The 20,421-nt window shown below is 20.2% G+C and carries 16 protein-coding genes, 3 tRNA genes and 1 pseudogene; 9 read left to right on the plus strand and 11 right to left on the minus strand.

From position 1 onward, the window contains the following. Nucleotides 1-58: 58 nt before the first annotated feature. The 6 genes from trhO to ACLHHF_RS00710 are packed head-to-tail and all read left to right on the plus strand — an operon-like array spanning nt 59 to nt 3,913. On the plus strand, nt 59-991 hold the full coding sequence (gene trhO, locus ACLHHF_RS00685) for an oxygen-dependent tRNA uridine(34) hydroxylase TrhO (protein WP_411307912.1): 933 nt from the start codon (nt 59-61) through the stop codon (nt 989-991). A gap of 30 nt (nt 992-1,021) precedes the next feature. Then, nucleotides 1,022-1,330 carry a 50S ribosomal protein L21 gene (rplU, locus tag ACLHHF_RS00690; protein WP_411307913.1) on the plus strand — a complete coding sequence of 103 codons (309 nt, stop codon included), beginning with the start codon at nt 1,022-1,024 and terminating at the stop codon, nt 1,328-1,330. A gap of 12 nt (nt 1,331-1,342) precedes the next feature. After that, a complete protein-coding gene (locus ACLHHF_RS00695) occupies nt 1,343-1,660 on the plus strand; it encodes a ribosomal-processing cysteine protease Prp (RefSeq protein WP_411307914.1) in 318 nt (105 codons plus the stop codon). Between the two features lie 25 nt (nt 1,661-1,685). After that, on the plus strand, nt 1,686-1,979 hold the full coding sequence (gene rpmA / locus ACLHHF_RS00700) for a 50S ribosomal protein L27 (protein WP_411307915.1): 294 nt from the start codon (nt 1,686-1,688) through the stop codon (nt 1,977-1,979). Between the two features lie 58 nt (nt 1,980-2,037). After that, entirely contained in the window at nt 2,038-3,303 is a 1,266-nt protein-coding gene (obgE, locus tag ACLHHF_RS00705) for a GTPase ObgE (RefSeq protein WP_411307917.1), read from the plus strand. A gap of 28 nt (nt 3,304-3,331) precedes the next feature. Next, nucleotides 3,332-3,913: an ECF transporter S component gene (locus ACLHHF_RS00710; RefSeq protein WP_411307918.1), complete on the plus strand. Its 582-nt coding sequence runs from the start codon at nt 3,332-3,334 to the stop codon at nt 3,911-3,913. A 68-nt stretch (nt 3,914-3,981) separates the two neighbouring features. Here ACLHHF_RS00710 and ACLHHF_RS00715 read toward each other — a convergent pair whose 3' ends face one another. Continuing rightward, the gene (locus tag ACLHHF_RS00715) at nt 3,982-5,613 is read right to left on the minus strand and encodes an SAM-dependent methyltransferase (RefSeq protein ID WP_411307919.1); all 1,632 of its coding nucleotides are present in this window, start codon (nt 5,611-5,613) and stop codon (nt 3,982-3,984) included. A gap of 75 nt (nt 5,614-5,688) precedes the next feature. Further along, a complete protein-coding gene (gene rpmB / locus ACLHHF_RS00720) occupies nt 5,689-5,877 on the minus strand; it encodes a 50S ribosomal protein L28 (protein ID WP_411307920.1) in 189 nt (62 codons plus the stop codon). A 242-nt stretch (nt 5,878-6,119) separates the two neighbouring features. On the opposite strand from rpmB, the gene ACLHHF_RS00725 reads away from it, so the two are divergent. From ACLHHF_RS00725 to ACLHHF_RS00735, 3 genes and pseudogenes are all read left to right on the plus strand, one after another. Continuing rightward, on the plus strand, nt 6,120-7,613 hold the full coding sequence (locus tag ACLHHF_RS00725; RefSeq protein WP_411307921.1) for a DAK2 domain-containing protein: 1,494 nt from the start codon (nt 6,120-6,122) through the stop codon (nt 7,611-7,613). Nucleotides 7,614-8,518: 905 nt separating this feature from the next. Then, a pseudogene (locus ACLHHF_RS00730) lies at nt 8,519-8,692 on the plus strand (DAK2 domain-containing protein); the annotation flags it as partial. Nucleotides 8,693-8,734: 42 nt separating this feature from the next. After that, nucleotides 8,735-8,824, plus strand: a tRNA-Leu gene (locus ACLHHF_RS00735). Between the two features lie 134 nt (nt 8,825-8,958). Here the strand turns inward: ACLHHF_RS00735 and ACLHHF_RS00740 are convergent. The 9 genes from ACLHHF_RS00740 to hisS all read right to left on the minus strand — a co-directional run bounded on the left by ACLHHF_RS00740 (nt 8,959) and on the right by hisS (nt 20,382). Beyond that, nucleotides 8,959-9,033: transfer RNA gene (locus ACLHHF_RS00740), tRNA-Gly, on the minus strand. 53 nt (nt 9,034-9,086) lie between these two features. Beyond that, a tRNA-Thr gene (locus ACLHHF_RS00745) sits at nt 9,087-9,161 on the minus strand. 120 nt (nt 9,162-9,281) lie between these two features. Then, nucleotides 9,282-10,616: a hemolysin family protein gene (locus ACLHHF_RS00750; RefSeq protein ID WP_458859927.1), complete on the minus strand. Its 1,335-nt coding sequence runs from the start codon at nt 10,614-10,616 to the stop codon at nt 9,282-9,284. A gap of 273 nt (nt 10,617-10,889) precedes the next feature. Beyond that, nucleotides 10,890-12,869, minus strand: a complete 1,980-nt coding sequence (gene ligA, locus ACLHHF_RS00755) for an NAD-dependent DNA ligase LigA (RefSeq protein ID WP_411307922.1) — start codon at nt 12,867-12,869, stop codon at nt 10,890-10,892. 58 nt (nt 12,870-12,927) lie between these two features. Next, entirely contained in the window at nt 12,928-13,851 is a 924-nt protein-coding gene (locus ACLHHF_RS00760; RefSeq protein WP_411307923.1) for an RluA family pseudouridine synthase, read from the minus strand. Nucleotides 13,852-13,937: 86 nt separating this feature from the next. Then, nucleotides 13,938-15,947, minus strand: coding sequence for an ATP-dependent zinc metalloprotease FtsH (gene ftsH / locus ACLHHF_RS00765; RefSeq protein WP_411307924.1), 2,010 nt, complete (start codon nt 15,945-15,947; stop codon nt 13,938-13,940). A 162-nt stretch (nt 15,948-16,109) separates the two neighbouring features. Further along, nucleotides 16,110-17,357, minus strand: a complete 1,248-nt coding sequence (gene tilS, locus ACLHHF_RS00770; RefSeq protein ID WP_411307925.1) for a tRNA lysidine(34) synthetase TilS — start codon at nt 17,355-17,357, stop codon at nt 16,110-16,112. A gap of 35 nt (nt 17,358-17,392) precedes the next feature. Further along, a complete protein-coding gene (gene aspS / locus ACLHHF_RS00775) occupies nt 17,393-19,117 on the minus strand; it encodes an aspartate--tRNA ligase (RefSeq protein ID WP_411307926.1) in 1,725 nt (574 codons plus the stop codon). Next, on the minus strand, nt 19,114-20,382 hold the full coding sequence (gene hisS, locus ACLHHF_RS00780) for a histidine--tRNA ligase (RefSeq protein ID WP_411307999.1): 1,269 nt from the start codon (nt 20,380-20,382) through the stop codon (nt 19,114-19,116). The genes aspS and hisS overlap by 4 nt, the downstream gene beginning before the upstream one ends. Between the last annotated feature and the right edge of the window lie 39 nt (nt 20,383-20,421).

Here is a 20,421-nt window from a genome sequence, read left to right on the forward strand (position 1 = left end):
AAAATGTTACAATTAATAATGAGTTATTAATTTTTATAAATAAAGGGTTAATTTTTTTATGAAAAAAATGGAAGAATATATTATTATTTTATATTATAAATATACCAAAATTACAAATCTTAAATATTTCCAAAATAAACACTTAAAATTTTGTCAAAATTTAAAACTTTTAGGTAGAATAATTATTTCTCATGAAGGAATTAATGGTACTTTATGTGGAAAAATCGAAAACATAAATCAATATATTGAAATAATGAAAAAAAATAAAATTTTTAATGGTATTGATTTTAAAATTACTAAATATAAAGAAAACGTATTCAATAAATTATCTATCAAAATTAAAAAAGAAATAGTTAATCTAAAACTAGATAAAGATATAGATATGTCAAAAATAAAAAGTAATTATTTAAATCCTAAAGAATTTCATGAAAATTTAAAAAATACCGACAATATTATAATAGATGTTAGAAATGATTATGAATTTCAATTGGGTCATTTTAAAAATGCAATCAACCCTAAAATTAAAAATTTTCGCGATTTACCAATGTGGGTAGAAAAAAATAAAAATTTACTAAAAAATAAAAAAATTATAACATATTGTACCGGTGGAATACGTTGTGAAAAATTTTCTGCTTTTTTAAAAAGTAAAGGATTTTCTAAAACTTATCAATTAAAAGGTGGGATTATTACTTATGGTAATAAAAATTTCACAAAAGAAATTTTATGGAATGGTAAATTATATGTTTTTGATAATCGTATTGCTATTAAAATAAATGATCAAAAATATCAAATAGTAGGTAAAGATAATTTTGACAATAAACCTTGCGAAAGATATATTAATTGTGCAAATCCAATTTGTAATAAACAATTCTTTTGTAACAAAGAGAATGAACATAAATTTTGGGGTAGTTGTTGTTATAAATGCAAAATTAGTAAAAATAATCGTTATGTGATGAAAAATAAAAATATCAAAAATAATTTATCAAATTAAATAAAAAAATCAAAACAAAGGATAAAAAATATGTTTGCAATAATAAAAAACGGCAGTAAACAATTTAGAGTTTCCGAAGGGCAAGAAATTTTTGTAGAAAAAATATCAATTATGGAAAAAAGCAATTATGAATTTAAAGAAATTTTAGCTATTGGTGGAAAAAAAAATATTTTAGGTAAACCTTTTGTATCTGGTGCTAAAGTTCAAGCGCAAATAATTAAACATGGAAAAGCGAAAAAAATTATTGTTTTTAAATATAAAAGTAAAAAAAAATATCGTTGTAAAAAAGGACATAGACAAAATTATACTAAACTTTTAATTACAAAAATAATTGCATAAATTAAATAAAATATGATTTATTATTATTTTTATAAAAAAAATAAAAAAATAGAAAAAATTAAAGTTTTCGGTCATTCTTTATACGATAAAAAAAATAATGATATCGTTTGTTCTGCAGTTTCTACAGCAATTATTTTAACTTTGAATAGTTTAAAGATGTTAGGATTACAAAAAAATATTGATTATATATTAAAAGATGGTTTTTTAAATTTAAAAATATTAAAACAAAATTCAATAATGATTATTTTATTAAATAATTTAGAATATTCATTAAAAGAAATAGAAAAAAATTATAAAAATTATATTAAAAAATATTCAAAAATGAAATAATTTTTGAATTTAATAAGGAAAAAAAATGTTATTAAAGTTAAATATTCAATTATTTGCTTCTAAAAAAGGAGTAGGTTCTACTCGTAATGGACGTGATTCCCATTCTAAAAGATTAGGTGCAAAATTATCAGACGGTCAATATGCTACTGCAGGTTCTATTATTTATCGTCAAAGAGGAACAAAAATACATCCCGGTTATAATGTGGGATTAGGTAATGATTACACTTTATTTACTAAAATAAATGGTTTTATTAAATTTACAAATAAAAAAAATAAAAAACAAGTTTCTGTTTATGAAAATATAAAAAAAAAGATATAAATTCTTATTATATTTTTTTATATTTTAATATTCTAAAATTAAAGGAAAATTATATAAAATGTATTTTATAGATGAAGCAATTAATGAAATTAAAGCCGGTAATGGAGGCAATGGCATTGTTTCTTTTAGAAAAGAAAAATATGTTCCTTTTGGTGGTCCTGATGGAGGAAACGGAGGGAAAGGTGGTTCTATTTTTTTTATAGGAGAAAAAGGCGAAAATAACTTATTAAAACTAAAATATCAAAAACACTTAAAAGCTGAAAATGGTGAAAATGGCAAAAATAAAAACAAACATGGTGCTAATGCTGAAAATATTTATATAAAAGTTCCTTTAGGAACTATTATCTATAATTTAAAAAATCAAATAATTGGAGAAATATTAAAACATAAAGAAATATTAACCATCGCAAAAGGAGGAAATGGAGGAAGAGGTAATAAATCTTTAGCAAATTTTAAAAATCCAGTTCCTAAATATGCAGAAAAGGGGAGTTTAGGGGAAAGCTTAAAAATTAAAACTGAATTAAAAATTCTAGCTGATGTTGGTTTAATAGGTTTTCCTAGTGTAGGTAAATCTACTTTAATTTCTATAATTTCCGATGCCAAACCAAAAATAGCTGATTACCATTTTACTACTTTAAAACCTCATTTAGGAATGGTTTATGTTGAAAATCAAAGTTTTATTGTAGCCGATTTGCCAGGATTAATACCAAATGCGCATTTAGGACGAGGAATGGGAATTAAATTTTTAAAACATATCGAAAGATGCAGATTTTTGATACATATGTGTGATATGAGCAAAGATAATCCATTACAAGATATTGAAAATTTAAATCAAGAATTAAAAATGTATAATAAAAATTTATTAAAAAAACCACAAATAATTGTAGCCAACAAAATGGATGTGATAGGTGCAAAAACAAAATTAATAAAATTACAAAAAAAAATATCAAATCAAATTATAATTCCCACTTCATTATTAAAAAATCAAAATCTAAAAATATTAAAATATAAAATGTTAGAAATGATAAAACAAAAAGATATAAATTTAACATTATGCGAAAATTCATCTTTTAAAACATACACATTAGAAGAAGAAAAACCTAATTTTATTATTAAAAAAGATAATCAAGGATTTTTTGTTGTTGAAGGAGAAAAAATAGCAAAAATTTTTTATAAAACTGATTTTAATAATGAAGAAGCTACTAAAAAATTTGCTTTTTTTTTAAAAAAAATAGGTGTCGAGGAAGAATTAATAAAAAAAGATGCTAACTTGTCTAAAATTAAAATTAAAATTTATGATCGTATTTTTGAATTTATAACTTAATTTTATTATAGGAGAAATAATTAATATAATGACAAAAAAAAATTTAATAATTTTAAAACAAATTGTTTTAGTATCTCTTTTATCGGCATTATCAATTGTATTAACAAAAATAAATAATATAATACCATTAAAACCCAAAAATATAAAATTATTTAGAAACTTTGATTACGCAATTAAATTTTTACCATTAATAATAATGTCTTTTTACGTTCCTTTTTATTTATCCTTTTTAGGTTCTTTTTTATCAGAAACATTAGGATTTTTTTTAAAAAATCTAAAATATGCTTATAATCCTATAATTAGTATTATTATTGCTATTTTGTTTGGTGTTTTACCAGGTTTAATTTTAAAAAAAAAAGATAGCTATTTCAAATTTTATATTTTTTTTGTATTAATTTCATTTTTTTATCAAATATTTAATACTTTATCTTTTATATTTTTTAATAAATATTTATGTGGTAATAGTTCTAATATAAATCTTTTGACAATAATTAAAAAAAATTATATATTATGGAAATCATTATCAATTTTAATAACTCCATTTTTTTTAACTTTTATTATTAAAAAAATAATTAATAGTTTAAATTTTTTTAATGAAAAAATAAAATAAAAAAAGTTATTTTCTATTATAGAAAATAACTTTTTTTTATTAAAATATATTTTATTTAATAAATCTTTTTAAAAAATTTTATATATAAAATTCTTAAACTTACTCAAAAATTTTTTTTTATTTTTAGTTTTTTTAATAGAAATTTCAGATAAATTTTCAGAATTATTATCTCTAGAATTTTCTTCTTGAGATGAATAAATTGATAAAGAAGATGGAAAATGTGATAATTTATAATTATTATTTGAATTATTATCAAAAAAAGTTGATAAATCGGGATTACTAGAACTATCATTATTAGAAAAAAATGTTGAATTTTCTTCATCAAATTTTTCTTTACTCAATGTATATTCAAAAATAACTACGGGTATAAAATAATTAGTAAAAGCATATTTTTTTATTAAATTAAATTGTTTATTATATTCACGCAAGTGTAATTTATTTTTATGAATAATATCAAAAAATGGAAAAAGTTGATATTCTTTATATTTGATGTTTCCTTTGTTTTCTTTCATAATTTTTTCAATTGAAAAATCTAATTTTTGAACAATTTCCTTTGACAAAATAGTAACTGGTAAAGTAGATATTATCCCTTCAATATTTGTAAATTGAATTCCTTTTTGTGATAATAATGTTTCAATATCTTTTACATCACCATTAATAACTGTTAAATCAGGAAAACGTTGACTTAAATCACGACAAGATGCAGAATTAATTTCGACAGAAACAACATTTTCTACTCCATACTTATCAACTAAATATTGAGTAATATTTCCTATCCCAGCACCTAATTCTAAAATTTTTTTATTATTAGACTTTAATTCATCTTTAGTTTTATTAGTTATATTACTACTCAATTCATCCGCAAAATGTTGTGCCTCAACACTTTGTAAAGAACCTTGTATTCTATGTTCTAATAAAGCTTTTTTCATATGTTGTAAATCATATTTATTATAAAAAATTAGAGATATAAAAAAAAATGATAAAACAATTAAAAAAAATTTAAATAATTTGTGAGTTTTTAAATTCTTAATAAAAATCAAACTTCCACCTAATACAATAAAAACAAACATAATTTTAATTAAATTTAAAATTAATAATATTGGATTTTTTTGAATTTCTGGTAAAATGAAACGAGTGTATCGAAAATCATTTTTAAAAAAATTAATTCCATTTATAAAATAATTTTTAAAAAAATATATTGAAAAATCAATTAAAAAATAAAAAAATGGGAAAATTAAAAGAATCCAAAGATTTTTATAACTCGGAAAAGAATAATTATAATAAACAAAATATAAAAGTAAAATAGGTAAAATAAAATAACTTAGAATATAATTAAAAAAATAAATAAAAATACCAAAGGAATCTGTAGAAATTGTACTAATTAATCCGGTATTTTTAGTAAAATCAGTTAAAATCACAACCGAAATTAAAACATTTACCAAAGCAATAAAATTTAGTTCAGAAGTAATTTTTTTATATTGTAATTTATTAATAAATTTATTTTTTGAATTAATAAAACTTGCAACTAAAATTAAAAATAAAAATAAATAACTACATTGAATTAAACTAAAAATATTTTCAATTTTTTTACCATAAATTAAAAACTCATTTATAAAGTTTAATAACAAAACCATAAAAGATATAATAAATAAAATAAAACGAAAAATAAAATTTTTTTTATTTTCAATATTTTTACACATAATTAAAACTAAAACCTTATACTTTCTAAATAAACATTATTGTTTTTAACTAAAAAATTAATTAAATTAAATAAATCAGATTCTTCTAAAATTTAATTTTTTTAAACAACGGGCAGATATTTTAATTTTTTTAATTTTACCATTTTCATCTTTGATACGAATGCTCTGTAAATTTACTTTCCAAATTCTTTTGGTTGCATTCATAGAATGACTACGTTTATTGCCAAATAAAGTTGATTTTTGTGAAATACAACATCTTCCCATATAAAATTTCAACACCTTTCAATATCAAATATCTTTCGAATAAAATATTAAAAATATTTGATAAAAATATAAAAATATACTAAAATAAATAATGACTAATGTAATTATATTATAATTGTTGAAAAAAATCAATTTTAAAAAAATTTTTATAATTTAAAATTTAAAATTTAAAGTTAAATAATATTACAAAAAAATATTATTAACAATTAATATAAAAAGAAATTAGAAGGATAAGTAACAAAATGATAAATACAAAAAAAATTAATGCAGATTTATTTAAAAAAATGATAACTAATGGAGCTATTAATTTAAAAAATAATTATAAAAAAATAGATAATTTAAATGTTTTTCCTGTACCAGATGGAGATACCGGAAATAATATGAAAATGACAATGATGGAAGGCATTCAAGAAATTAACAAAATAAAATCTAGTTCTATTATTAAAATTGCAGAAGTTTTATCTAAAGCTTTATTAATTGGTGCTAAAGGTAATTCAGGAGTTATTTTATCTCAGTTTTTTTCTGGAATTTATATAAAACTAAAAAAAATTAATAAAAATACTATAAATATTTCAGAATTTATACAAACATTAATTTGTGGATATAAAAAAGCTTATGAAGCTGTATCAGAACCAACAGAAGGAACTATTTTAACAGTAATTCGTGAATCTATTGAAAATATTAAAGAAACAGATTATAAAAACAAAGATATTAAAGAACTAATGAAAAAAATAATCAAAAATAGTGAAATTTCTTTAGAAAAAACACCAGAATTATTACCTATCTTAAAAAAAGCTAAAGTAGTTGATAGTGGAGGAGCTGGTTTTATTGAAATTTTAAAAGGCATGTTAATGTTCTTACAAGGTAAAAAATTAGAATATAATAATAAAAAAAAAGAAGAAGAAGAAATAAATAATTTCGAATTTATTCATAATTTAAATATAGAAGAATTAAAATATATTTATTGTAGTGAATATATAATAAATTTAAAAAATAATAATAAAATAGATAAAGAAAAAATAAAAAAATTATTGCATAATCACGGAAATTCGGTAGTTTTAATTATTAATGAAAATATTCTAAAATTACATATACACACCAATAATCCTGGTATTATATTAAATTATCTATTAAATTATGGGGAATTAAATAAAATAAAAATAGATAACATGAAACAACAATGTCAAAAAATAATAAAAACAAAAAAAAATAATAAACCAAAAGAAAAAAATAATTCCGAATACACTATAATAACTGTAGTATCCGGCAAAAAAATGTTACAATCATTCAAAGAATTAAATGCTGATATTATAATAGATGGAAAAACAAATATGTCTTTAAAAGTTGATGATTTTATAGAAAAAATTAAAAAAATTGATAATAAAAATATTATTATTTTACCTAATCAAAAACAAATATATATAGAAATAAAAAAAATTATTAATAATTTACCACAAAATAATATTAAAATAATAAAAACAGAAAGTTTTGCTCAAGGTTATGCAGCACTTTTAACTTTTGATCCTAATTTAGATTTAGAAACAAATTTAAATAATATGAAAAATAAATTAAAAAATACAAAAATAGGTAAAATAATAAATAATATAAATAATGATTTAACGTTAAAAAATAATAAAAATAAAAATGATTTTATGTGTTTTTTAGAAGAAAAAAAAATATATAATGATAGTGATTTAAACAGGGCGAGAAAGATGCCTAAATTACTAGCAAAATAACCAATTGCGAACATTGTGATAATATGTTACATCATATTCTCGGTTCTAAAGACGAAAGAATTTAGAATTACAGCAGAGAATAAAAGCGTATTAAGGGAAAAATATTAACCCAATAAGAATTACGCAAGATGAAGTGATACCCAAGGATAAGAGTTGAAATACTCCTAAGAGAATAAAGAAGAGCAATAACACAACTTGGAAAAATAATAGTTTAAGTTTCCATTCTTAGAGCGATTAAATATTTTTTTGTTTAGATATTTAAAATTATCAACCTTAATAAAAATAGGTCAAACAAATCTAAGAACTCACCTCTATAAACAAAAAAAAACATTTATATATTATATCTAAAATAATATAATTATAATCAACAAAAATAGAGTGTCATCTCACCTAAAGGTATACAGGTAGTAATTTAGAGTAACTTCTATCCTCCTAAACCATACCTTTCTTTCTTAAATATAAGAAAAAGAAGGCATAATAATTAAGTGGCAAGGAGAAAGCAGAACCATAGTAGTCGTGAGAAATTAAAAATTAATATTGAAATATGTTAATGAACTGACTCACCAAGGAAAAGGTTAATAACCTTTACAAGGCGAAAGGGGAAAACTGAGTTTATAGTCTAAATATTGGAATAATTTTTAGTAAAAATAAAGTACTAAAAATTATTCCAACATACAAAAGACAAAAATAACTTTTTACAATAGAAAAAATGTGAAAATAATTATTTTATTATCATAATAAATAATAAAAATTATAAACATAAACAAATATAAAATAAACTCAGATTAACCGCCGTATGCTTGGAAACTTGCTTGTACGGTGGTGTGGGGGGCTTCAGTGGTAATAATTTCGTAAGATAAAACGCCCTGATTCTATCCCAATAAGCTACTTTTTATTTACTAAAAAAATTAATAAAAAATGATTCAGAATTTTTAACTATTTTCTATAATAAAAATATAATTCAAAAAAAAAATCTGAATGATTTGAAATCATTTTTAAAAAAAAATTTTTTTCAAATAGAAACAGAAATTATAGAAAATGAAGACAAAAATATTTTTTATATTTTTTCTATAGAATAAAAAAATTTAAAATTATAATAATATTTAAATAATTTATTCATTGCGGATATGGCGAAAATGGAATACGCACATGCTTGAGGGGTATGTAAGAATTTATTTCTTATATGAGTTCAAATCTCATTATCCGCACCAAATTAAATATAATAATCATTAATTAATTTAAATATATTATATATATAATATGAATAAAAAAATAAAAGACTGGATAATTTATATCCAGTCTTTTATTTTTTTATATTAAAATAATTTAAAATTTATTAATTATATGGAGCGGACGAGGGGAATCGAACCCCCATTTCGTGCTTGGCAAGCACGTATAATAACCACTATATGACGTCCGCAATTAAACAAAAAAATATAAAATAATTTTATTAATTATTTATATAATTAATTTTGGTGCCCTTAACAAGAATTGAACTTGTAACTTAGCATTACCATTGCTATATTTTACCATTAAAACTATAAGGACTAGCCCAATAATAAATTAATTTTTTTAAAATTAAATTTCATAAAAAATAATAATCAAAAATATTATACACTAAATTAAAAAATAATAAATATAATAAAATTATTTTACTAAAAATAAAAATTAATTTGTAACATCAATAGGTAAAACATTATCTTCATCATTGATAGATAAAATTTTAATAACCTTAACCTTAGTGATAACTCTATTAATATATTTTAAACTTTGAAATTTATAACCTTGAAAAATAATTGTTACATTTTCGTTTTTTTTAGGCCATCTTTTTAATTGACTAATCATAAAACCACTAATTGTATCATAATCATTAACTGGTAAACCAGCTTGAATAATATTTTCAACTTCATATAAACTAGTGAATCCTTTAATTATATATTCATTATCAGAAATTTTTTCAATATCAACACTATTATCATATTCATCTGCTATTTCACCTAAAATTTCTTCAATCAAATCTTCAATAGTAACAATACCAGCAGTTCCACCATATTCATCAATAACAATAGACATATGATTTTGCTTCAATTTCATCTCTCTAAACAATTCACTAATTTTTTTAAATTCTAAAACATAATGTGCTTCTCTCATGAAATCATTTATTGAAAATTTTTTAACTTCATTAATATCTATTTCATTATTATCTATTAAATATTTAAAAAAATCTTTAATATGAATTATACCAACAATATTATCTATACTTTCATCATATACTGGAAATCTAGTATATTTTTGAATTTCAATAAATTGAATTAATTCTTTTTTAGTACATGTAATTTCAACAGCAGCTATTTCTTTTCTATGACGCATTACTTCTGAAACAGAAGTATTATCAAATTCAAAAACATTTTGAATAATTTCATTTTCATTTCGATCAATAATACCTTTTCGATAACTTGAAGATAATAATAAACGAATTTCATCTTCAGAAAAAGAATTAACAATTTTATTCGGATCAAATCCTAAAATAATTAAAATAAAATTATTAATTTTAGTTAATAACCAAACTAAGGGTGTAAAAATAAAAGAAATAAAATTCATTAAATTTACAAAAATATAAGTAGTTTTCAAAGGTGAATTCATAGCTAATCTTTTAGGAATCAACTCACCAAAAATAATAGAAACAAAAATAATAATTATTTCAATAAATATATAATTTAAACCTGTAAAATTATTAAAATATTTAGTTACAATATTACCTTGTACAAAAGTTAATATATGAATCATTATTTGAATCATTGATAAAAAATTTGTTGGTTTTTCTTTATTTTTTTTAACTTTAATAGCTTTTTTTAAACCTTTTTTAATATCTAAATCAATTGCATTCTCACTGGAAGAAACCAAAGCTATTTCGCTAGCAGCAAAAATAGCATTAAATATTATTAAAATCATTAATATAATTATAGGATGTGTTAATTCTCCTAATAACGACGACGACGACACTTATTAATATAACCTCTTTCTATTTAAAGAATTTTCTTAAAAAATAATTTGTTTTATGTATTTTATATGATTATTTAATAATTTTATTTATTTTATAATAAAATATTAATAAATTCTATAAATTAAAAAAATAAATTATTTTTAGTATATAAATAATTGAAACAATTAGAATTAAATATAATTTTTAAAATATTTAAAAAATTATATAAATTTAAAATACATATAAATTTTAACATTTATTTATTAAAATTTTAAAATAATAAATATTAAAAATTATTTAATTAATTCTTCAAATTCGTTTTCTTGTAAAATTTTAATATTAAATTTTTTAGCTTTTATTAATTTAGAACCAGGTTTTTTACCTAAAATTAAATAATTTGTTTTATGAGAAATTCTATTAATAATAATACCACCTAACTCAATAACTATTTTTTTTGCTTGATTTCTAGAATATTTTTCTAAAATACCTGTAAAAATAACTTTTTTATTTTGGAAAATATTATTATTAATATTGTTTTTACTTTTTAAATAAAATAAATTTAAACCTGCATTTTTAAATTTTTTTATTAATTTTAAATTTTCAGAATTTAAAAAAAAATCTTTAATATTTTTAGCACTTTTTATTCCTATTTCATTAATTTCTAATAAACTATCTATAGAAGCATTTTGTAAATTATCAATATTTTCGAATTTTTGAGCTAAAATTTTAGCTAACTGAATGCCAATATTTTTAATACCTAAACCTATTAAAAAATTAGATAAACACTTATTTTTACTTTTTTCTAAAGAAATAATAATATTATTAAATTTTTTTTTACCAAAACCATGTAATTTTTCAATTTGTTTTTGATATTGATTTAAATAATATAAATCTGAAATATTGTTTAAAAAACCTTTATAAAATAATATCTTTAAAGTTTGCAATCCTAAAGCATTAATATCCATGGCTGATTTAGAAACAAAATAAGATAATGCTTGTATTTTTTTTTCTTCACAATCAAAATTAAGGCAAAAATGATTAGCATCTTTTTTAATTAATTCAGTATTACAACAATAACAATGTGTAATCATTTCAAAAGGAATTTGATTTTTTCTTTTAGTTTTAATAACTTCTATAATTTCTGGAATAATACCACCAGATTTATGAACCAAAACAAAATCATTAATTCTAATATCTTTTTTTTTAATATAATCAAAATTATGTAAAGTAACTTTAGAAATTAGGCTACCATCAACTATAGTTGGCAAAAGTTCTGCAATAGGAGTAATAACGCCTGTCCTTCCGATCTGAAATAAAATATTATTAATTAAAGTCTCAGTTTTTAAAACTTTAAATTTATAAGCAATAGCCCATTTAGGAGCTTTAGCTGTATAGCCAATCAAACTATGATATGATAATTCATTAATTTTAATAACAATACCATCAGTACTATAATTTAAACGATTTTTTATTTCTTCATAATAATTAATTTTTTTAATTAATTGTTCCCAACTAGAAACATATTCATAATAATTATTTACAGGAAATCGTAAATAAATTAAAAATTCTAAAATTGATTTTTGAGTAATAATAAATTTTGGTGGATTTATAATAGTATAAAGAAAAATTGATAAATTTCTTTCAGCAACCACTTTAGAATCTAATTGTCTTAATGTCCCAGAAGCTGCATTTCTTGGATTAGCAAATAAAATTTTATTTTCTGCTTTTCTAATTTCATTCAAATAATTAAATGATTTATAAGACATATAAACTTCACCACGTACTTCTAAATCTAAAGGTTCTTTTAATTTTAAAGGTAATTGTTTAATAGTTTTAATATTATCAGTAATTAATTCTCCTTGATAACCATCACCTCTAGTAACAGCTTTTTCTAAAACTCCTTTTTTATATTTTAAACTAACAGCTAATCCATCTATTTTTAATTCAGTTAATAAAGTAAAATTAGAAATTTCTTTTGAAATTCTATCATAAAATAATTTTAATTCTTTAATATTAAAAACATTATTTAGTGATAACATTGATTTTTCATGTAAAAATTTATGAAATTTTGTTGAAACAGGACCGCCAATTTTAGTTGTTGGACTAAATTTATAATTATATTTTGGATATTTAGATTCTAAATATAACAATTCTCGAAATAAAGCATCATATTGTTGATCGCTTAAACTAGAATTATTTAAAGTATAATATTCATAATTTGCTTTATTAATTGTATCAATCAAAAATATAATTCGTTTTTCAATTTCTTTCATTAACTCCTCTTAACTTATACATAATAAAATTAAAATAAACATAATAAATAATTATTTATTATTTTATAGATATTTTTTTAATAACGTTTTTAAATTCAATAGGCAAATTACTTTCTAAAAAAATATTTTTTTTAGTTATAGGATGAATAAACTCTATTTTTTTAGAATGTAAAAATTGTCCATTATTCGAAAAATAATTATCTTTTAAACCATATAACTTATCACCCAATATATAATGTTTTAAATAAGATAAATGGACTCTGATTTGGTGTGTTCTACCTGTTTCTAATTGACATTCTATTAAAGAAAAATTATTAAAATATTTTAAAACTTTAAAATAAGTAATAGATTGTTTACCGTTTTTTACAACAGCCATCTTTATACGGTTGTGTGGATGTCTACCAATAGGTAAAATAATTTTACCTTGTTTTTCTAAGTGACCATGAATTAAAGCCCAATAATATCTTTTTATTTCTCTTTGTTGAATACACAATTGTAATTTTTGTCTAATTTCCTCATTTTTAGCTACTAACATCAAACCAGTAGTATCTTTATCTAAACGATGAACTATACCCGGCCTTAAACCCTCCATTTTTCTAAAATTTTTAATTTGAAATAATAAACCATTGATCAAAGTAACTCCAGAAAAACTTATAGAAGGATGAATAACTAAGTTTTTAGGTTTATTTATAACAGCTAAAAATTCATCTTCATAAATAATTTCTAAATTTAAATTAATAGGTTGTAAAACATTAATAGGTGTTTGAGTAATAAAAACTTTTATATGATCATTTTCTTTTAGAATATAACTTTTTTTAGATGGATTATTATTAACTAAAATTTTTTCTGAAATTATTAATTTTTGACATTTACTTTTACTAAAATTAATTTTTTGATTTAAAAAATGATCTAAACGCATACCTTTTTCTGTGCTAATAATAAAAAAATTTTGTACCAGATTTATTTTTTCCTTTCTAATCAAAAAATATTATAATTAAAAAAATAAAAAATCTCTTAAAAAAGAGATTTTATAAAATATTATTCTAAAAATAAAAATATATTTATTTTTTATTTATTACAGTCTTCTTTTTCTGTTTTTTGAAGATTTTTTTTAAGTTTATCTTTTTCCCACCACTCAATAACACCAGTATGTAAAATTTCTTCTAAATCTTTTTGAGTAATAGTTTCTATTTCTAATAAATATTTAGAAATTAAATCTAAAAGATCTCTATTTTCAGTAATAATTTGTTTAGCATTTTTATAACAATCATCAATTATCTTTTGAATTTCTTTATCAATTTCAACAGCTTTAGAATCTGAAAAATTTTTATAAAAATTATTTTCCATATATTGAATAGGACCTAAATCACTCATACCATATTGAGTTACCATTTTTTTAGCAATTTCTGTAGCATATTTAAAATCACTATATGCACCGTTAGAAACATCTTTAAATACTATTTCTTCAGCAGCTCGACCGCCTAAAAAAGAAGTTATTTGAGCTAAAAGTGATATTTTAGAAGAAAAAAAAGTTTCTTCTTGAGGTAGAGTTAAATTATAACCACCTGCATTACCTCTAGGAATAATTGTTACTTTTTGAATCTGGTTAGCTTCTGGCAATTTCAAACCAATTACAGCATGACCTGATTCATGATAAGCAACCATTCTTTTTTCTTTATCATTATATTTTTTACTTTTTTTAGAAGGACCCATTAAGACACGATCTAAAGCTTCACTAATATCTTTATTATCAATAATTAAAACATTTTTTCTAGCAGCTAATAACGCTGATTCATTTAAAATTGCCTCTAATTGAGCTCCGCTAAAACCCGGTGTTTGTTTAGCTAAAGCTTCAAAATCTACATCATCATTAAATTTTTTGTTTCTAGCATGAAGTTTTAAAATAGCTTCTCGATCTTTAACACTTGGTAAAGTAATATTAAAATGACGATCAAAACGTCCTGGTCTAGTAACAGCCACATCTAAAGATTCTGGTTGATTTGTTGCCGCCATTACAATAACGCCAATGTTTTTAGTAAATCCATCCATTTCAACCAATAATTGATTTAAAGTTTGATCATGTTCACTATTACTATAATTTACACTACCTCTTTGATGTGATATAGTTTCTATTTCATCAATAAAAATTATACAAGGAGCATTTTGTTTAGCTTCATTAAATAATTTTCTAATTCTAGAAGCACCTAATCCTACATATACTTCTATAAAATCAGAACCAGAAACCGCAAAAAAGGGTACTTTAGCTTCACCAGCAACAGCTTTCGCTAACAAAGTTTTACCAACCCCAGGAGGACCAAATAATAAAACACCTTTAGGTATTCTTGCTCCCATAGCTTCATATTTTAAAGGATTTTTTAAAAAATCAATCAACTCTGACATTTCTTCTTTTTCTTCATCAGCTCCAGCAATATCTTTAAAAGTAAACTCTTGTTGATTAACCAAAACTTTTTGTCTTGATATATTTAAATTTTTACCAGAAATTTGAGCACTAGTTTTTTCAATACTATTATATATAAAATAAAATATAATAATTAAAATACAAATATTCAAAGCAGATACAAAAGGGGCAAAACCATAATAAGGTTGATAATTTTTTTTATATAACGGAACTGAAGCAATTCTTTTTTTATTAATTTCTTCAATATTCCCGGTTTTTATGTTTTCTTCTTTTACATCATCTTCCATAATTTCAAAATAAATTTTCATTATTTCTTTATAATTTTCATAATCAACATTATTAAATATCTTTTCTTCTTGAAGATTATCTTTTTTTCCAAATTGAAAACGAATTGAATAAGAACCATCTGAACATTCTTGAATTTCAAATTTTTGTATTTTTAGAATATCTTTTTCATCAATTGAATTTCCAGTAAGAAGTAAATGTTGTTGTTGTTTTATTTCTTTTAATAAAATAATTATTTCTGAAGGTGTATTATGTTTATGTTTATTATTAATTTCTTTAGCAATTAAAGAATATAATAAACTAGCAAGTAAGAAAACAACACAAAACCAAAAAATATTAAAATTTTTAAAAATGTCTTTTATATTTTTTTTCATTAACTTAATATTCCTTATTTTTATAATAAAAAAAATAAAATTATAAATTTAATTTATTATAATTTAATTTTTTTTATATTTTATTTAAATTAAAAATAAAATATAAAAATTGTCAATTATTATAGTTTATTTTATCATAAAAAAAAAACTATAAGAAAATTATTATTTTAAAACTAAATAACAATTATTTTTTTTACCTAAAGTTTTATTAATATATATTTTTGGTATCCATAAAATTTGATTTTGATTATCAACTATTAACCATAATTCATCTCTTTTATATAAAGGTATTTTTTTTTCAATTAAAAAACTTTTTAATTTTTTTGTACCATATAAAAATTTTACAACATCACCTTGTTTACGATGTCTTAATTTTAAAGGAAGTAATAAATTATCATAATAAATTTTACAAATATGATCAAAAATAAAATTTATTAATTCTAAAAATAAAACCATGCATAAAATAGGTTTTTTGAATTTTTTCAAAAAATTTTTTGTTTTATCTAATAAAAAAAATTTATTATAACTTTTAATAAATTGAAAATTTTTAGAAAGATCCCAAAATAAGTTAGGTTTATTTTTTTCTTTTAAGCCCTTAATAATATCTTCCAATAAATTAAAATTTTTAAAAATATTTTTATTTTCTAATAAAAATAAAATAATATCTTTTTGCACTGCTAACTGTAAATTTAAAAAAATTTTTAAACAAAAAAAATTAGAATTTTGTAATTTTAAAAAATTTTTTGTTTCATTTCTAATAAATTCATAAGTTGCCAAAATTTGAAAATGATAAATTTTAATATGTTTTAAAAAATTAATATCTTTTTTAAACCAAGGTATGATTTGATTACGAATTTCATTACGTTTATAAATATTTAAATTATTAGTAATATCATCTAAATAATTAATATTATTTTTTTGTGCATAATTCAAAATATCTTTTTTCGTTACATATAAAAAAGGTTTTAAAAAATAAAAATCAGAAATTTTTTGTTTAATTTGCATACCACCACTATAACCTAATAAAGAACTTCCACGAGAAATTTTCATAAAAATATTTTCTGCCAAATCATCTAAATGATGAGCTGTTATAATATAATTAGTACGGTAACGAAAAGCAACTGATTGTAAATTTTTTTGTCTTAACAATCTAGCTTCATTTTGAAAATTATTTAATGATAATTTAATTTCAAAATAAAAAAAAGGGATTTTATTTTTTAAACAATAATTTTCTACTAATATTTTATCTTTATAAGATTCTTTTCTCTTTAAATGATTAAAATGAACTACAACTAAGCGAATATTTTTATAAAATAAAACATTTAATAAAACCATCGAGTCTACGCCGCCACTAACTGAAATAACATAAAATAATTTTTTATTTAAATCAATAGATAAATTAATACACATAATTAAATTCCTTTTAATAAAAAATAATTAAAAAATCAATAATTTAAATTTAAAATTTTTAATTGTTCTTTTTCAACAAAGTCAGGAGTTTCTAACATTAAATCTTTAGCACCTTGAGTCTTAGGAAAACCAATAACATTTCTAATATTATTAGTTTTATTAAAAAGCATAGATAAACGATCTAATCCTAAAGCAATACCACCGTGTGGTGGAGTTCCATATTTTAAAGCTTCTACAAAAAAACCAAATTTTTTTTCAATTTCTGAATCAGTAAAACCTAAATTTTTAAACATTAATTGTTGAATATTATAATCATTAATTCTTAAAGAACCGCCTCCAATTTCATAACCATTCCATACTAAATCATAAGATTGTGCTAAAGATTTAATTGGATTTTTTTTAAAAATTGATATATCTTTAGGTGCAGTAAAGGGATGATGGGTACTATAATATCTATTAGTTTTAACATCAAATTCTAATAATGGAAAATCTATAATCCATAATAATGATTCTTTATTATAATCAATTAAATTTAAATCTTGAGCCAATTGATTTCTAATAAAACCTAAAGCTTTATTAATATATAATTGATTTTTTAAAACATCATGAAAATAAAAAAATATTTCATCTTCATTCAAAAAACTACTATCATCAATATATTGACTTAAAAAACCATTTATAATTTGATTTTCTTTTTTTAATGTAAATAAATTTAAATTATATTTTTCTTTTAATATTGATTTATATTTATTTATTATTTTATTTGTTAAATTTACTTTTAAAAAATTTTTTTTAACTTTAATTCCTCTGATTCCTCCATTAAAAATATCTTTTTTTATAAATTCTTTTTTTAAATAACAATCAATATTTTCAATTGGAAGTTCAAATCTTAAATCTGGTTTATCGGTTCCATAAGTGTTTATAGCTTGTTCATAAGTTAATGTTAAAAAAGGTGCAGATAAATTTTTATGCCAAATTTTTTGAAACAAATCAATCATTATATTTTCAATTAAATTCATAATATTTTTTTTTGTTAAAAAAGATGCTTCAATATCTATTTGTGTAAATTCAGGTTGTCTATCAGATCTTAAATCTTCATCACGAAAACAACGTGCTATTTGAAAATATCTTTCAAAACCAGATATCATATACAATTGTTTAAAAATTTGAGGAGATTGAGGCAAAGCATAAAATTTACCAGAGTAAAGTCTAGATGGAACTAAATAATCCCTTGCACCTTCTGGAGTTGATTTAGACAACAAAGGTGTTTCTAGTTCTAAAAAATCATTAATTAAAAGATTTTTACGAATAATTTGAGTAATATTATGTCTAATTATTAAAAATGATTTCATTTCGTTTCTTCTTAAATCTAAATAACGATATTTTAATCTTATTTCTTCTAAAGATTCAATAGAATTTTCATTAATACTAAAAGGTAGATTTTGAGCTTGAGATAATATAAATAATTCAGTTATTAAAACTTCAATATCATTTTTAATCGATGTTTTATTTTTATTAATACGTTCTATTACTAAACCTTTAATTTCGACAACAGTTTCTATTTTTAAACATAAAATTTGTTGATATTGAAAATGATCAGATTTTACAATTAATTGAATACTACCTGTAAAATCTCTTAAATTTAAAAAAATCATTTTCCCTAAAATTCTTTTATTTGATATCCAACCTTTTAAATAAACTTTTTCTCCTATATTTTTTAAATTTAAATCTTTATTATTATGTGTATATTTAATATTCATAAATTAAGTTCCTTTTTTAAATATTGAACCATTTCTAATTGAGATAACTTTTTTTGATTTTGACTAACAGTATTTTTTATAGAAATTTCATTATTTTTATCTTCTTTTTCTCCTAAAATTACAAAATATTTAGGATTATAATTTAAAGCTTTTTTTAATTGTTTTAAAAAAGGCAAAAAACGATAATTAATGTCAGTTTTAATACCAGCATTTCTTAATTGATTTACTAAAAATAAAGATTTTAAAAATAATTTAGATTCCAAAAATAAAAAATAAACATCTATTTGGTTATTATTATAATTTTGTAATAAATCATATTTTTTTAAAACCGAAATTAAACGTTCTGTTCCTAAAGCAAAACCAATACCTGGTGTTTTATTACCACCTAAAACTTCAACTAACCGTTCATAACAACCGCCTCCACCTAAACTATTTCGTTTTCCAGTAGAATCTGATTTTAAAATAATTTCAAAAACAGTATGATTATAATAATCTAATCCTCTTACTAAATGAGGACAAATTTGAAAATTAATTTTCATAAATTTTAAACCTTTAATTAAAGTATCAAAACGTTCTTTAGAAAAATCATTTAAATAATCTGTAATTAATGGTGCTGATTTTAAAAAATTTTTTTGTGAACAAGTTTTACAGTCTAAAATTCTCAAAGAATTTTTTTTTAATCTTTCTTTACATAAAGAACATAAAAAAATATCTTGATTTTTAATATATTCATTAAAAACTTGAATATATTTTTTATAAGAACTTTCATCACCTAAAGTATTAATAATAATTTTAAAATCCTTTAATCCTAAAAAAAGCAACATTTCTGAAACCATTACAATAACTTCTAAATCTAAAAAAGGGGTATTATCACCTAAAACTTCCACTCCTATTTGATGAAATTGACGATAACGACCTTTTTGCGGTCTTTCATAACGAAAAAAAGAACCTAAATAATAAAATTTATTTAAATTTTTATTAAAATCTAATTTATTTTCAATATAACTTCTAACAACTCCTGCAGTACCTTCCGGTCTTAAAGCTATAAATCTACCCTTTTTATCATAAAAATTATAAATTTCTTTATTAACCATATCAGAATAAGTTGCAGTTCGATTAAAAATTTCATTATATTCTATTATTGGAGTTCTAATTTCTTGATAATTATAACTTTCAAAAAAAAATTTAACTTTTTTTTCTAATTCCTGCCACTGTGATATTTCATTAAATAATAAATCATATGTACCTTTAGGTTTTTTTATAATCATAAATTCATTAAATTCCTTTTAATGTATTAAAGAATA

Origin of the sequence: Candidatus Phytoplasma pyri (assembly GCF_046600495.1) — a bacterium.
Classification (GTDB): Bacteria; Bacillota_I; Bacilli_A; order Acholeplasmatales; family Acholeplasmataceae; genus Phytoplasma; species Phytoplasma pyri.